Source organism: Streptomyces sp. Ag109_O5-10, assembly GCF_900105755.1.
Lineage (GTDB): Bacteria > Actinomycetota > Actinomycetes > Streptomycetales > Streptomycetaceae > Streptomyces.
Map to the genome: position 1 here is coordinate 8,965,932 of NZ_FNTQ01000001.1, position 14,520 is coordinate 8,980,451.

The following is a 14,520-nucleotide window of genomic DNA, read 5'->3' on the forward strand; positions in this document are numbered from 1 at the left end:
AAGATCGGTCCACCGGGTTTTTCGCGCCGCCCGTAGTTGCGCCTTTCCCGCCGCCCGCGGGCGGCCCCGTCATCTGTACGGCGGCGGTCCGGTCGGCGACCATCGAAGGCGTGATCGCGGCGCCGTCGACGACCGGAGGGGCGAACCATGTCGACGATCGGTCAATGGCAGCTGCGGGCCGCCTTCGCGGCACGGCTGTCGGAGATGTACGGGCGGGAGGTCCCGGCCTACACCACGCTGGTGGACGTCTCCCGCGAGGTGAACGAGGACGTGCTGCGCGCCCGTGGAGCCGACGCCGAACGACTCGGCTCCATCGGCAGGGTCACCGCCGAGCGGCACGGCGCCATCCGCGTCGGCACCCCGCGCGAACTGCGCCAGGTCGCCCGCGTCTTCGGCGCCCTCGGCATGCACCCCGTCGGCTTCTACGACCTGCGGGAGGCCGCGACCAGCGCCGTCCCCGTCGTCTCCACCGCCTTCCGCCCGGTCGACGGCGAGGGACTCGCCCGCAACCCCTTCCGCGTGTTCACCTCCCTGCTCACCCCGGCCGACCCCCGCTTCTTCGACGCGGACCTGCGCGCCCGCCTGGAGGCCTTCCTCGCCGCCCGCGAACTCTTCCCGCCGGAACTGCTCACGCTCGCCGACCGCGCCGCGGCCGACCGCGGACTGCGGCCGGACGACGCCGAGCGCTTCCTGCAATTGGCCGTGCGGGCCTTCGAGCTGTCGGCCGAACCGGTGGACCGCGCCTGGTACCGGACCCTGGAGCGGGTCTCCGCCGTCGCCGCCGACATCGGAGGCGTCCGCAGCACCCACATCAACCACCTGACTCCACGCGTCCTGGACATCGACGAGCTGTACCGCCGGATGACCGACCGCGGCATCGAGATGATCGACACCATCCAGGGCCCGCCGGCCTGGAAGGGCCCCGACGTCCTGCTCCGCCAGACCTCCTTCCGCGCCCTGGCCGAGGCCCGCGCGATGCGCACCGAGGACGGCAGCGTAGTCAGCGGCGCCCTGCGGGTGCGCTTCGGCGAGGTCGAGGCCCGCGGCATCGCCCTCACCCGGGCGGGCCGCGCGCTGTACGACGAACTCCTCGACCGCGTCGACGAACAGGCCGCCCGGCACCCCGGGACGGCGCGCGCCGACCTGGCCCGCGCCGTCTGGGAGCGCCACCTGCCCGGCAGCGAGGAGGAACTGGCGGCCCAGGGGCTGGCGTACTTCACCTACCGGGTCGCCGACGACCGGCCGCACGACGGGCGCACCCCGCCCGCCGGCATCGCCGAACTGGTACGCCAGGGCTGGGTGCGCGCCGAACCGGTCGTCTACGAGGACTTCCTGCCCCGCTCCGCCGCCGGCATCTTCCAGTCCAACCTCGGCGGCGAGGGCACCCGCGACAGCGACGCGCAGGGCACCGCCTACGACGCCGACTGGCTCTCCGGCGCCATCGGCCGCGAAGTCCTCGACCCCTTCGCCCTCTACGAGCGGCAGCAGAACCGCTCCCTCGCCCGGACCGCCCGCACCCTCGGCCTCACCGAACCCGTCAGCTGACCCCTTCACACCTCCGGAGGACCAGGATGACCAGCACCGCGCTGCCCACCACGGACGAGCTGCGCACCCGCGCCCGGGCCCGCCTGCGGACCATCGGTGCACAGGTCCCCGAGGGCGACGACCTCCCGGCTCGCACCCCCGTCACCGGCGAACACCTCTTCGGCCTGCGGGCATCCACCGCCACCGACGTCGAAGAGGCCCTCGCCGCCGCCCGTGCCGCCTTCCTGACCTGGCGCACCACCCCCGCCCCGCGCCGCGGCGACCTGGTCCGCCGCCTCGGCGAGCTGCTGCGCGAGCACAAGAGCGACCTCGCCGACCTCGTCACCGTCGAGGCGGGCAAGATCCGCTCGGAGGCGCTCGGCGAGGTCCAGGAGATGATCGACATCTGCGACTTCGCGGTCGGCCTCTCCCGTCAGCTCTACGGCCGTACGATCGCCTCCGAACGCCCCGGCCACCGCCTCGCCGAGACCTGGCACCCGCTCGGCGTGGTCGGCGTCGTCTCCGCCTTCAACTTCCCGGTGGCCGTCTGGTCCTGGAACACCGCCGTCGCCCTGGTCTGCGGCGACACCGTGGTCTGGAAGCCCTCGGAACTCACCCCGCTGACCGCACTGGCCTGCCACCACCTGCTCACCCGAGCCGCCGAGGAGACCGGCGCCCCGCGCGACGTGCACCGCCTGCTGCTCGGGGACCGCACGGTCGGCGAGCGGCTCGTCGACGACCCGCGGGTGGCCCTCGTCAGCGCCACCGGCTCCACCCGCATGGGCCGCGAGGTCGGACCCCGCGTCGCCGCCCGCTTCGGCCGCAGCCTGCTGGAACTCGGCGGCAACAACGCCGCGATCGTCGCACCCTCCGCCGACCTCGACCTCGCCGTCCAGAGCATCGTCTTCGCCGCGGCCGGCACGGCGGGCCAGCGCTGCACCACCCTGCGCCGGCTCATCGTCCACCGGGACGTCGCCGACACCCTCGCCGAACGTCTGACCACCGTCTACGGCAGGCTTCCCGTAGGCAACCCGTTCGACCCCGCGACCCTGGTCGGCCCGCTCATCACCACCGGCGCCCTCGACCGCATGCGGCACGCCCTCGCCCGCGTCCAGGCCGACGGCGGCAAGCTCCTGGCCGGCGGTAACCGGCGCCTGGCCGAGGAAGCACCCGCGGCGGCCTACACCGAGCCCGTCCTGGTCCGCGTCGACGAACAGACCGACGTCGTACGGGAGGAGACCTTCGCACCGATCCTGTACGTCCTCGGTTACGACACCCTCGACGAGGCGATCGCGCTCCACAACGACGTCCCGCAGGGCCTGTCCTCCAGCATCTTCACCCGCGACCAGCGCGAGGCCGAGCTCTTCCTCTCCGCCGCAGGCTCCGACTGCGGCATCGCCAACGTCAACCTCGGCACCTCCGGAGCCGAGATCGGCGGCGCCTTCGGCGGCGAGAAGGACACCGGCGGCGGCCGCGAGTCCGGGTCCGACGCCTGGAAGGCGTACATGCGCTCCGCCACCAACACGGTCAACTACTCCGGCGAACTCACCCTGGCCCAGGGCGTCAGCTTCCTCTGACCGTCTGTCAGGAGTCCTCCCGCAAGCGGGCGGCCGGTTCGCGCAGATCAGCGTCTTCGACGTCGCCACGGCGGCTGCGTCACGGCAGCGGCTCGCCGAACTCCCCGTTGACCGTGTCGTCCTGGCCGGAGCGGGCTGTCTCGGCCGCCTCCTCGGGCAGCAGGAAGGCGGTGAGCGCGGCCGTGTCGTCCCGCAACTGGTCGTGGCTGTAGGCCAGCAGGTCCTGATGGAGCCGCTCCAGCAGCTCCGGGGGCGGCATCGGGCCCCACGAACGCAGCCGCTGGAGCAGCGGGTAGAAGGCGCCGTCCGGATCCCGGGTCTCGGTGACACCGTCCGTGTACAGGAGCAGTTGGTCGCCGGGGCCGAAGGAGTAGGTGTCGACGCGGTAGGGATCCCCGACGAGCATGCCGAGGTTCAGCGGCGGACCCGGCTGCCCCCGGTCCAGTTCGCTCACCTCGCCGGGGCGGATGAGCAGCGGCGGCGGATGGCCGCAGTTGAGGACGCGCACGATCCGCTCGTTCCCCGGGATCTCCGCGAAGACGGCGGTCACGAACCGCTCACCCAGTTCGGTCCCGCCCAGCCGGTCCGCCCGGCGGGTCATGCTGATGTCCACCCGCTCCACCAGCGCACGCAGGTCGGGTTCGTCGTGCGCCGCCTCGCGGAACGCGCCCAGCATCGCCGCCGCGGTCTCCACCGCGAGCAGCCCCTTGCCGCGCACGTCCCCGATGAGCAGCCGTACTCCGTACACGGTCGGAACCGCCTCGAAGAGGTCGCCGCCGATACGTGCCTCCGCGGCGGCGGACAGGTAGAAGCTCTCGAGGAGCAGGTTCCCGATCCGGCGCGGGACCGGCCTGAGCAGGACGCGTTGGGCGATCTCGGCCACGAACCGGACGTCGGCCAGGGTGCGTTCCCGGCGGATCCGGTGCGCGGCCAGGATCGCGCCCAGCGCACCCACCAGAGCCGTGCACGCGTAGGCGGCCACGTAGTGCCGTTCCCAGACGTAGCCGACGGGGCGTCCCGCACAGCACGGGGTTCCGGCCAGCAGAAGTTCGAGGCCGATGCCGAAGACCGTGGCGACCGCGACGACGACGGGCGGGTGGGCGAAGGCGGTCACCAGAGGCAGCGCGATCAGGACGAAACTCACCGGCCACTGCACCGGAGTGACCGGTTCGATCAGCAGTACGACGGCGATGTACAGGACCGGTAGCCAGCGCATCCACGCGGGCGGCGCGGGCAGTGGTGGGTTGGGACCGTCATGCCTCACCCGGGACTCCTGGCATATGAATCTAGACAAGACACCCAGCCTCTCCGGCCGACCCCCGGAACGCTGGTGATTGCTCCACTCAGCGGCATGTTCCGGGACCCGCAGAAGCATTCGAGCCATGCGTCGAAACATTCGAGAATTTGATACTCGTAAAGGGATCTCATCTCTGTCGCGCGGCGAGAAGTTCGCTCTTCTGTCGGCTGATCAGATGCTTCAAGTGCGCAGATGTGTAACCGGGTGAATCGAAGGTTTCGAAATAATTACCGAAACTGTTGACAGCTGTCATGGCCAGACCAACACTCCCCACCAGGCCGCACCCGCACAGGCCAACACGAGGAGGCATCCCATGAACCCGCTCGACCACGCCCTGAGCCGCAGGAGTGCCGGCGCCCTGCTGCTGGGCGCCGCCGCCGGGCTGGCCCTGCCCGGCACCGCCCGCGCCGCCACCGTCGTCACCACCAACCAGACCGGCACGAACAACGGCTACTACTACTCGTTCTGGACCGACGCGCAGGGCACGGTCTCCATGACCCTCGGCTCCGGGGGCAACTACGGCACCAGCTGGCGCAACACCGGCAACTTCGTCTGCGGCAAGGGCTGGAGCACCGGCGCCCGCCGGAACGTGACCTACTCGGGCAGCTTCAGCCCCTCCGGCAACGGCTACCTGTCCCTCTACGGGTGGACCTCGAACCCGCTCGTCGAGTACTACATCGTCGACAACTGGGGCACCTACCGGCCCACCGGAACGTACAAGGGCAGCGTCACCACCGACGGCGGCACCTACGACATCTACCTGACGACGCGGTACAACGCCCCGTCCGTCGAGGGCACCAAGACCTTCAACCAGTACTGGAGCGTCCGCCAGTCCAAGCGGACCGGCGGCACCATCACCACCGGCAACCACTTCGACTCCTGGGCCAGGGCCGGCATGCCCCTGGGCAGCTTCAGCTACTACCAGATCCTCGCGACCGAGGGCTACCAGAGCAGCGGCAGCTCGAACATCACGGTGGCGTGATGAGTGCCGTAGCGAAACACTCGTCACGCCCCCTGGTCGCGACCGCCGCCGCCGTCGCGCTGGCCGCCGCCGGCACCCTCGCCGTCGGCGCCGCCCCCGCCCGCTCCGCCACCTGCGCCGGTTACGTCGGCCTGACCTTCGACGACGGACCGTCCACCGCCCACACCCCGGGCCTGCTCGGCGCCCTGAGGGCGAACGGGCTGCGGGCCACCATGTTCAACGAGGGCCAGTACGCGGCCGCCTACCCGGCCCAGGTCAAGGCCCAGGTCAACGCGGGTATGTGGGTCGGCAACCACAGTTACACCCACCCGCACCTCACCCAGGAGACCCAGGCGCAGATCGACTCGGAGATCTCCCGCACCCAGTCGGCCGTCGCGGCGGCCGGCGGCGGGACACCGGCGCTGTTCCGGCCGCCCTACGGCGAGACCAACGCCACCGTACGGGCGGTCGAGGCCAGGTACGGGCTCACCGAGATCATCTGGGACGTCGACTCGCAGGACTGGAACGGCGCGAGCACCGACGCGATCGTGCAGGCCGTCTCCCGGCTCACCGGCGGCCAGATCATCCTCATGCACGAGTGGCCGGCCAACACCCTGGCCGCGATCCCGCGCATCGCACAGACCCTCGCGGCCAAGGGGCTGTGCGCCGGGCGGATCTCCGCGCAGACCGGCCGCGCGGTCGCGCCCTGAGAGAACGGTGGCACGAGTGGCGCGGCGGCCCGTCAACCGCCGCGCCACCCTCATGACTTCGGATGAACGGGGTTCGCCCGCCCGCCCCGCGTCGATAGGTTCGCCACCGTGGACTACTACGACCTGGGCCGTCACGGCCGGCGCGTGACGACTTCGTCCGCCGCCGCACAGACCTGGTTCGACCGGGGGCTGAACTGGACCTACGCCTTCAACCACGAGGAGGCCGTCCGCTGTTTCGAGGCGGCCGGTGCGGCGGACCCGGACTGCGCCATGGCCGACTGGGGCGTCGCCTACGCCCTCGGTCCCCACTACAACAAACCCTGGGAGTTCTTCGACCCGGGTGACCTGGCGGACACGGTCGAGCGGACCCACGCCGCCGTGGAACGCGCCCACGCCAAGGCCGCGCACGCGACCCCCGTCGAACGCGCCCTGATCGAGGCACTGCGCGCCCGGTACCCGCAGTCCGCGGCCCCGGACGCGGCGGCCTGCTCGGTGTGGAACACCGCCTACGCCGACAGCCTGCGCACCGCCTACGAACTGGCGCCCGACGACCTCGACGTCGCCGCCCTCTACGCGGACGCCCTGATGAACCTCACCCCCTGGCAGCTCTGGGACATCCGCAGCGGACGCCCGGCCGACGGGGCCCGCACGGAGGAAGTGAGGGCCGTGCTGGAGCGGGCCCTCGCGACCGAGGGCGGAGCCAGGCATCCCGGGCTGCTGCACCTCTACATCCACCTCATGGAGATGTCGCCCACGCCCGAGACCGCCCTGCCGGTCGCCGAACGGCTCCGCGGCCTCGTGCCCGACGCCGGGCACCTCCAGCACATGCCGTCCCACCTGGAGGTCCTGTGCGGCGACTACCGCCGCGTCGTCTCCGACAACGCCGCGGCCGTCGCCGCCGACGAGAAGTACCTCGCCCGCGCCGGCGCGATGAACTTCTACACCCTCTACCGCTGCCACAACCTGCACTTCGGAATCTACGGCGCCCTGTTCCTCGGCCGCCTCCAGGACGCCCTCGCCCTGGCCGAACGGCTCGAAGCCGCCGTACCGGCAGAGCTGCTGAGGGTGCAGAGCCCCCCGATGGCCGACTGGCTGGAGGGCTTCGTTGCCATGCGGGTGCACGTCCTGGTCCGCTTCGGCCGCTGGGACGACATCCTGCGCCTGCCGCTGCCCGCCGACCCGCGGCTGTACTGCGTGACCACCGCGATGCTGCACTACGCGCGCGGTGTCGCCCAGGCGGCCACCGGCCGGATCGCCGAAGGTGAGACCGAACGGGCCCGCTTCCGGGACGCGGTCGCCGCCGTCCCGGAGACCCGCATGCTGTTCAACAACACCTGCGTCGACATCCTGGCCATCGCCTCCGCCATGCTCGACGGCGAACTCGCTTACCGGAAGGGCGACTTCGACACGGCCTTCGCCGAGCTGCGCCGGTCGGTCGACCTGGACGACAACCTCCCGTACGACGAACCGTGGGGCTGGATGCAGCCCACCCGGCACGCCTACGGCGCCCTGCTCCTCGAACGCGGCCGGATCGCCGAGGCCGAGGCGGTCTACCGGGCCGACCTCGGCCTGGACGGCACCCTGCCCCGGGCGTTGCAGCACCCGGGCAACGTGTGGGCGCTGCACGGCTTCCACGAGTGCCTCCGGCGGCTCGGCCGGGAGGGCGAGGCGCGGATCGTGGGTCAGCAGCTGAGGCTGGCGGAGGCGCTGGCGGACGTGCCGATCACGGCGTCGTGCTTCTGCCGGACGGAGTGCTGCGGCGGGCAGTAGCACCGCGGCCTGCCGTCGTTCGTCTGCGGCGCCGTCGCGGCTGGTCGCGCGGTTCCTCCCCCAGCCTTCGGCCGGGGGCACCCCCGCGGCCCCTCCTTCGGGGCGCTGAACTGCGGGGGCTGTATCGGGGCGCTTCAGAGGGCCCGGGCCACCAGCAGGGCCACGTCGTCGTGGTCGTCGGGGTGGCGGAGGCCGTGCAGGAGGAGGTCGCAGGTCTCCTCCAGGGGGCGGTGGGGCTCGTCGAGGAAGCCGAGGAGGACCTCGAGGCGGTCGTCGATGGGGTGGCGGCGGGTCTCGACCAGGCCGTCGGTGTACAGGACCAGCAGGTCCCCCGGGTCGAAGCCGATGGTGGTGGTCCCGAAGGCGATGCCGCCGACGCCGAGCGGGGCGGCGGGCGGCAGCTCCAGGAGAGCCGGCGGACGGTCGGAGTGCACCAGCGCGGGCGGCATGTGGCCCGCGTTGGCGATCTCGCAGCTCCTGGTGTGCGGGTCGTACACCGCGTACAGGCAGGTGACGATGTAGTGCTCCAGGTCGCAGGTGATCCGGTCGAGGTGCTTGAGCACCGCGTCCGGGGGCAGCTCCAGGTCCGCGTAGGCGCAGGTGGCGGTCCGCAGCCGGCCCATCGTGGCGGCCGCGTCGATGCCGTTGCCCATCACGTCGCCGACGACCAGCGCGGTCCTGTCCTGCGACAGCGGGATCACGTCGTACCAGTCGCCGCCCACCTCGCTCGTCGCCTGCGCCGGCTCGTAGCGGGAGGCCAGTTCCAGGCCGGTGTGCTCGGGCGGGTGGTCGGGCAGCAGGCTGCGCTGGAGGGTGAGGGCGGTGTTGCGCACGCTCTGGAACCAGCGGGCGTTGTCGATGGCCACGGCCGCACGCCCGGCCAGCTCGGTGGCGAGGACGACGTCGTCCTCGTCGAAGGGGAGCGGATTGCGGGTCCGCTTGAGGTCGAGGGCACCCAGCACCTCCCCGTGCGCGATCAGCGGCACCACCAGGTAGGAGTGCACGCCCGCCTCCTCCAGCAGCGCCCCGGCCTCCGGACTGCGGGCGATGCGCGGCAGGTCCTGCCTGCCGACCCGCGGGACCAGCACCGGGCGGGCGGTGTGCACGCACAGCGTGACCAGCCGGTCGCCGTCGTAGGAGGCGAGGTCACCGGGCGTGTCGGCGGCCCGCAGGGCGACCGTGGGATGGGCGGCCTCGAGGGCGAGGGCGCGGAACAGCTCCGGGCCGTTGTCGGGGCGGCGCGAGCGGCGCAGGGCCAGCGCCGCGTCCAGCACGTCCACCGCGACGACGTCCGCGAGCACCGGGGTGGCGATCTCGGCCAGCTCGTGCGCCGTGCGCTCCACCTCCAGCGAGGTGCCCACCCGGGCCGAGGCGTCGGCGATCAGGGCGAGGCGGCGCCGGGCCCGGTCGGCCTCGGCGGCCGCGCGGTGCCGTTCCGTCACGTCGACCACCGAGGTCGCGGCGCCCAGGACCCGGCCACCGGGGTCCTCGAGCCGGTAGAACGACAGCGACCAGGCGTGCTCGTGCTCCGGGTCGGCGGGTGTACGTCCCACGTGGTACTGGTCGAGCAGCGGCGTGCCCGTGGTGAGCACCTGGCGCAGCGCCGACTCGACGGTGTCGATGTCGGGCAGCAGCGGCGTCTCCCGCAGGTGGCGACCGATGTGCTCCTCGGCGGGGACGCCGTCGATCCGCTCCAGCGCCGGGTTCACCAGGAGATAGCGCAGATCGGGGTCGAGCAGGGCCAGGCCGATCGGGGACTGGCTGATCAGCCGCTCGCACAGCGCCAGGTCGGTCTCCAGCCGCTGCAGCAGGGTGTGGTCGGCGACGATGCCCAAGGCGTAGGTGTCGCCGAGGTCGTCAAGGAGCCGCATGGTGCGGAACTCCATCAGCCGGGTGCTGCCGTCCTTGTGCCGGACCGGGAACGCGCCGGCCCAGCTGTGCCCGGTCTCCAGTACGTCCGTGAAGACCTTCACCGCGGACTTCAGATGCTCCGGCTGCATGAGCAGGCGCGCCGCGTTCTTGCGGAGGGCCTCCTCGGACGTGTAGCCGAACAGTTCCTCGGCCTGCGGGGTCCAGAACACGATCCGGCCCTGCACGTCCAGCGCCACCGCGGCCACGCTCAGCACGTCCAGCAGGCCGGTCGGGCGCGGTAGGGCAGAGCCGTAATCGGCGCTGCGGGAGCCGCCGGAACCTTCGGCGTCACCGGACCGCAGGGAGTCCACCGCCATCCCTCAACCACCTCCACCGGCCGCCGGGCCGATGCCGCTGCAAACGGCCCTTCCATGCTGCCCCCGGGGTGCGGCTCGCCCCAACTCCAGACCGAGTGCCCCGCTCCGCCCGGTCTCACGCACCGTGTCCAGGCGCCCGTCGCGGTCCCCGCCAGGGCCGGTGCGCAGCGGGTGGACAAGCGGGAACATGAGGGGACGTACAGGATGTATCCAATGGATTCTCCGCGAGAAGATTTCGACGTGTCGACCACCGTGAGGCCGCACGGCCTGCTGGACGCCGCCAGTGACGCTGCGGCGGTGCTGTCGGCAGAGGGCGACGTGGTCGGGTGGACCCGTGGCGCCGAGGCGCTGCTCGGCCATCCGGCCGTCACGATGCTGGGCAGCCCCGCCGTGCGGCTGCTCGCCAAGCGCGTCGACCCGGCCCGGGCCGCCGGGGTCGCCGAGCGCTGCCGCTCCGGCATGGGGTGGAGCGGCCTCGTCCCGCTGCGGCACCTCGACGGCCGCAGCGTCGTCGTCGACCTGCGGGTCTCCGCGGCCTTCCGGATCGGCGGCGCCGAGTGCTTCCTGGTCTCGGCGCGCGAGCAGCGCCCGCAGTGGACGGTGGGCCAGTCCGTCCTCGACGGGTTCCTCACCCGGTCACCGATCGGGATGGCAGTGATGGACCTGGACCTGAGGTACGTCTGGCTCAACGACACCCTGGAGCAGTTCGGCGGAGTCCCCCGCGAGCAGCGCCTGGGCCGCCGGCTCAGCGAGCTGCTGCCCGGCCTGCAGGGCACCACCATCGAAGGCCTGATGCGCAAGGTGCTGACGACCAGGGAGCCGGTCACCGACTACGAGTACCTCGGCTGGAGCTGGTCGGACCCGCACCGCCAGCGCGCCTACTCGACGTCGTTCTTTCCGCTCGTCGACCCCGACGACACGGTGACCGGCGTCTGCTACCTGGTCTCGGACGTCACCGAACGCTGGAACGCCCGGCAGCTGCTGTCGCTCGTCAACGAGGCCGGCACCCGCATCGGCACCACCCTCGACGTCCTGCGCACCGCGCAGGAACTCGCCGACTTCGCCGTCCCGCGCTTCGCCGACTTCGTCATCGTCGACCTCCTGGAGCCCGTCCTCAGCAACGAGGGACACGGCACCTGGCTGCCCGACGCCGGCCCGGCCCCCGACCGGGCGGTGATGCGGCGCGCAGCGCTGCGCACGGTCCGGGAGGGCAGCCCCGAGGCCGTGGCGGGGATCGGCGACCAGGTCGACTTCCTGCCCCCGCCGCACGGCGTGGACCTGCTCATCAGCGGCGAGCCGGTCCTCGTCCCCGAACTCGACCCGGACGACCGCCAGTGGGCCCTCGAACAGCCCGCGCGGGCCGCCCGCATCCGGGACTTCGGACTGCACACCCTGATCTCGGTCCCGATGCGGGCGCGCAACACCGTCCTGGGTCTCACCACGTTCGCCCGCTCGCTCAACCCGATCTCCTTCGAGCCCGACGACGTCCTGCTCGCGCAGGAACTGGTCGCGCGCGCCGCCGTCTGCGTCGACAACGCCCGCCGCTACACCAGGGAGCACACGGCTGCCGTCACCCTCCAGCGCAGCCTCCTGCCCCAGGCCCTGACCGGCGGCACGGCCCTGGAGGTGGCCTCCTCCTACCTGCCGGCCGACGCGACGGACGGCGTCGGCGGCGACTGGTTCGACGTGATCCCGCTGTCCGGCGCCCGGGTCGGCCTGGTCGTCGGCGACGTGGTCGGGCACGGCCTCACCGCGGCGGCGAGCATGGGCCGGCTGCGGACCGCCGTACAGACCCTCGCCGACATGGACATGCCCCCCGATGACCTCCTCGCCCATCTCGACGACCTCGTGCTGCGGCTGGGGGAGGAGGAGGGCAAGGGAGCGGTGGCGGAGGGCAGTTCGGACACCTTCGTCGGGGCGACCTGCCTGTACGCGGTCTACGACCCGGTGACCCGGCGGTGCGCGATGGCCCGCGCCGGACATCCGCCACCGGTCGTCGTCTCACCCGAGGGCCGCGTCCACTTTCCGGAGATCCCCGCCGGACCGCCGCTCGGGCTCGGCGGCATGGCCTTCGAGGCCACCGAGATCGAACTCGCCGAGGGCAGCCTGTTCGGCCTCTACACCGACGGCCTCATCGAAGGCGCCGACCAGGACGTGGATCTGGGCATGGCCCGCCTCCGCGGCGCGCTGGCCTGCCCCGGCGCCGACCTGGAGACGCTGTGCACGTCGGCCGTGCGGCAACTGGTCCCCGTTCCCCAGCCCGACGACATCGCCCTGCTGCTGGCCCGCACCCACGCCCTGGGCGCCGGCAACGTCGTCTCCTGGGACGTGCCGGCCGACCCGGCGGCCGTCGCCGACGTCCGCGCCGAGGCCGTGCGCCAGGTGGTCGCCTGGGGCTATGACGAACTGGCGACGACCACCGAACTCATCGTCAGCGAACTGGTCACCAACGCCATCCGCTACGCCGAACCGCCCATCCGGCTACGGCTGTTGCGCGACGCCCGGCTGACCTGCGAGGTCGCCGACGCCAGCAGCACCGCCCCCCGGCTGCGGCACGCCCGCAGCACCGACGAGGGCGGCCGCGGCCTCTTCCTGGTGGCTCAGCTCGCCCACCGCTGGGGAGCCCGCTACACCGGAGAAGGCAAGATCATCTGGGCCGAGCAGGAGATCCCCGGAGTGTGACCGGTCCGGTACCGACCGTCCTGGTGCCCCTGTCACATTCGCACGTATGGCCGTACGCTATCAATTCCGAAGGAAACGGCAGCAATTGGGGGAGCCGCCATGTCCGGGGACGCGTACGGCCCGCACCAGCGACCTTCACACCAGGGACCGCCCGATCACGGCTCGCCGCACCAGGGGTTCCCCGGCCAGGCCGCCCCGGCCCCGGGTTTCCCGACTGCGGGCCCGTTCGTGCCGCCCATGCCGTCGGCCCCGCCGCCCACCCCGCCGGACGCCCTGCGCGCCACCGCCGTCGCCCTGCTCAACCTCAGCGGCCTCGGCCTCGGTTACCTGCTGCTGCGAAGACGGATTGCGCTGGCCGTGTGTCTGGCCGCCACCGCGGTCCTGCTGCTCATGGCCCTGCCCGCGGACGCCGACGGCGTGCCCGGAACCGCGCTGGTCCTCTACGCCGTTCTCCTCCTGGCGGCCGCCGTCCACGGCTGGTTCGCCGGCCTGCGCACCCGCCTGGCATGGCCGGGACGGCGGCCCGTCGCGCTCGTGCTGGGCATCGCCCTGCTCGCCGTCCCCGTGGGCGGCGCGCTCTGGTACGACAGCGCACAGCACGAGGCCGTCGAACGTGCCCTCCTCGGCCGTCTCGACCGCGCCGACCGTCAGGTGAGCGTGGCGGCCGGGCAGGACTTCGGCACGGCCAGGTCCGGTTACCGGAGCGCCCTCGCCGTCTACCGTGACCTCGCCGTCCACCACTCCGGCTCGCGCGCCGCCGCCCAGGTCCCCGACCGCCTGAAGACCTACTACACGACGGTCGCGGCCGCCTACAGCCACCGTGACTACTGCTCGGCCGTCGCACCGCTGCAGTTCCTGCGGACCGTGCCCGACTCCATGCCGAAGGACCTGCTCGGCACGCTCGCCCACTGGCCCGACGACCGGCTGGCCACCTCGCTGTACGAGTGCGGGGCGAAGGGCCTCGCCGACGGCGGGACCGACTGGGTCACCCAGTTCGGCGACCTGCTGAGCACCTTCCCCGACTCCGCCCAGGCCGCCAAGGTCGTACCCGCCGTGGACGCCGCCGAGACGAAGGCGGCGAAGGCGGTCTCCGGGAAGGACCCGTGCGGCGCCGTCGCACAGCTGGGCACGCTCACCACACAGATCGTCCAGCTGTCGAACGGGTCCGGCGCCCAGGCCGACGGTCTGACCAAGGTCGCCGGCCGGGCCGGCCGCAGCGGCGACGCGGGGGAGTACCAGTGCGGCGTCAAGCAGTACCAGGACGGTGACTACGCGCAGGCACAGCAGACCCTGGGGAAGTTCGTCAGCGACAACCCGCACGCCAAGAACCGCGACCGCGCCCGCAAGATCGCCATCGGCGCCGAGGTCGCCCAGACCCTCCCGGCCGCCGGCAAGAAGCTGCCCACCACCGCCTCCGGCGGCGGCATTTCCGTGACCGTCAAGAACGACAGTCCCGACGACATCACCGTCCTGTACACGGGCCCGGTCACCGGCAGCTTCACCCTGAAGGCGTGCGGGAGTTGCAAGGCGTACTCGTTCGCCAGCCCGCTGATCAGCGGCTGGGAACCGTGCAGCGACAGCGGCAAGAACTACCCGCAGCGCACGATCAGCCTCCCGCCCGGCACCACGTACTTCGTGCACAAGCCGCAGAACGACAGCACGGCCACCCCCGGCTCCGACACCGCGAAGCTGCGCTACGGCTACGTCTACACGGAGTGCGCCTACACGACGCAGACGCTGGGGTCCACCTACTGAGCGGGCTCGTGCCGCG

At 72.4% G+C, this 14,520-nt stretch carries 8 protein-coding genes and 1 pseudogene; 7 read left to right on the forward strand and 2 right to left on the reverse strand.

Annotated features, from left to right (window positions below):
- The first annotated feature begins 147 nt into the window (after positions 1-147).
- Together BLW82_RS40775 and BLW82_RS40780 are read left to right on the forward strand one after the other, a co-directional pair.
- Positions 148-1,545 carry a 2-oxoadipate dioxygenase/decarboxylase gene (locus BLW82_RS40775; protein ID WP_093507219.1) on the forward strand — a complete coding sequence of 466 codons (1,398 nt, stop codon included), beginning with the start codon at positions 148-150 and terminating at the stop codon, positions 1,543-1,545.
- 26 nt (positions 1,546-1,571) lie between these two features.
- Positions 1,572-3,101 carry an L-piperidine-6-carboxylate dehydrogenase gene (locus BLW82_RS40780; RefSeq protein WP_093507221.1) on the forward strand — a complete coding sequence of 510 codons (1,530 nt, stop codon included), beginning with the start codon at positions 1,572-1,574 and terminating at the stop codon, positions 3,099-3,101.
- 79 nt (positions 3,102-3,180) lie between these two features.
- Here the strand turns inward: BLW82_RS40780 and BLW82_RS40785 are convergent, their stop codons facing one another.
- Positions 3,181-4,365: a PP2C family protein-serine/threonine phosphatase gene (locus tag BLW82_RS40785; RefSeq protein ID WP_256216132.1), complete on the reverse strand. Its 1,185-nt coding sequence runs from the start codon at positions 4,363-4,365 to the stop codon at positions 3,181-3,183.
- 346 nt (positions 4,366-4,711) lie between these two features.
- Between BLW82_RS40785 and BLW82_RS40790 the strand changes: the two genes are divergently transcribed.
- The 3 genes and pseudogenes from BLW82_RS40790 to BLW82_RS40800 all read left to right on the forward strand — a co-directional run bounded on the left by BLW82_RS40790 (position 4,712) and on the right by BLW82_RS40800 (position 7,839).
- Positions 4,712-5,380, forward strand: a complete 669-nt coding sequence (locus BLW82_RS40790) for a glycoside hydrolase family 11 protein (protein ID WP_093507225.1) — start codon at positions 4,712-4,714, stop codon at positions 5,378-5,380.
- A pseudogene (locus tag BLW82_RS40795) lies at positions 5,380-6,066 on the forward strand (polysaccharide deacetylase family protein); the annotation flags it as partial. The gene BLW82_RS40790 and the pseudogene BLW82_RS40795, both read left to right, overlap by 1 nt.
- 111 nt (positions 6,067-6,177) lie before the next feature.
- Entirely contained in the window at positions 6,178-7,839 is a 1,662-nt protein-coding gene (locus tag BLW82_RS40800; RefSeq protein ID WP_093507229.1) for a tetratricopeptide repeat protein, read from the forward strand.
- Between the two features lie 134 nt (positions 7,840-7,973).
- Here the strand turns inward: BLW82_RS40800 and BLW82_RS40805 are convergent, their stop codons facing one another.
- Positions 7,974-10,067 (reverse strand): SpoIIE family protein phosphatase, encoded by a 2,094-nt coding sequence (locus BLW82_RS40805; protein WP_093507231.1) that lies wholly within the window; start codon positions 10,065-10,067, stop codon positions 7,974-7,976.
- A gap of 213 nt (positions 10,068-10,280) precedes the next feature.
- On the opposite strand from BLW82_RS40805, the gene BLW82_RS40810 reads away from it, so the two are divergent.
- Together BLW82_RS40810 and BLW82_RS40815 are read left to right on the forward strand one after the other, a co-directional pair.
- Complete coding sequence (locus BLW82_RS40810; protein ID WP_093507233.1) at positions 10,281-12,749, forward strand: SpoIIE family protein phosphatase; 2,469 nt, start codon at positions 10,281-10,283, stop codon at positions 12,747-12,749.
- Between the two features lie 237 nt (positions 12,750-12,986).
- Positions 12,987-14,504 carry a hypothetical protein gene (locus BLW82_RS40815; protein ID WP_093508550.1) on the forward strand — a complete coding sequence of 506 codons (1,518 nt, stop codon included), beginning with the start codon at positions 12,987-12,989 and terminating at the stop codon, positions 14,502-14,504.
- Positions 14,505-14,520: the final 16 nt, after the last annotated feature.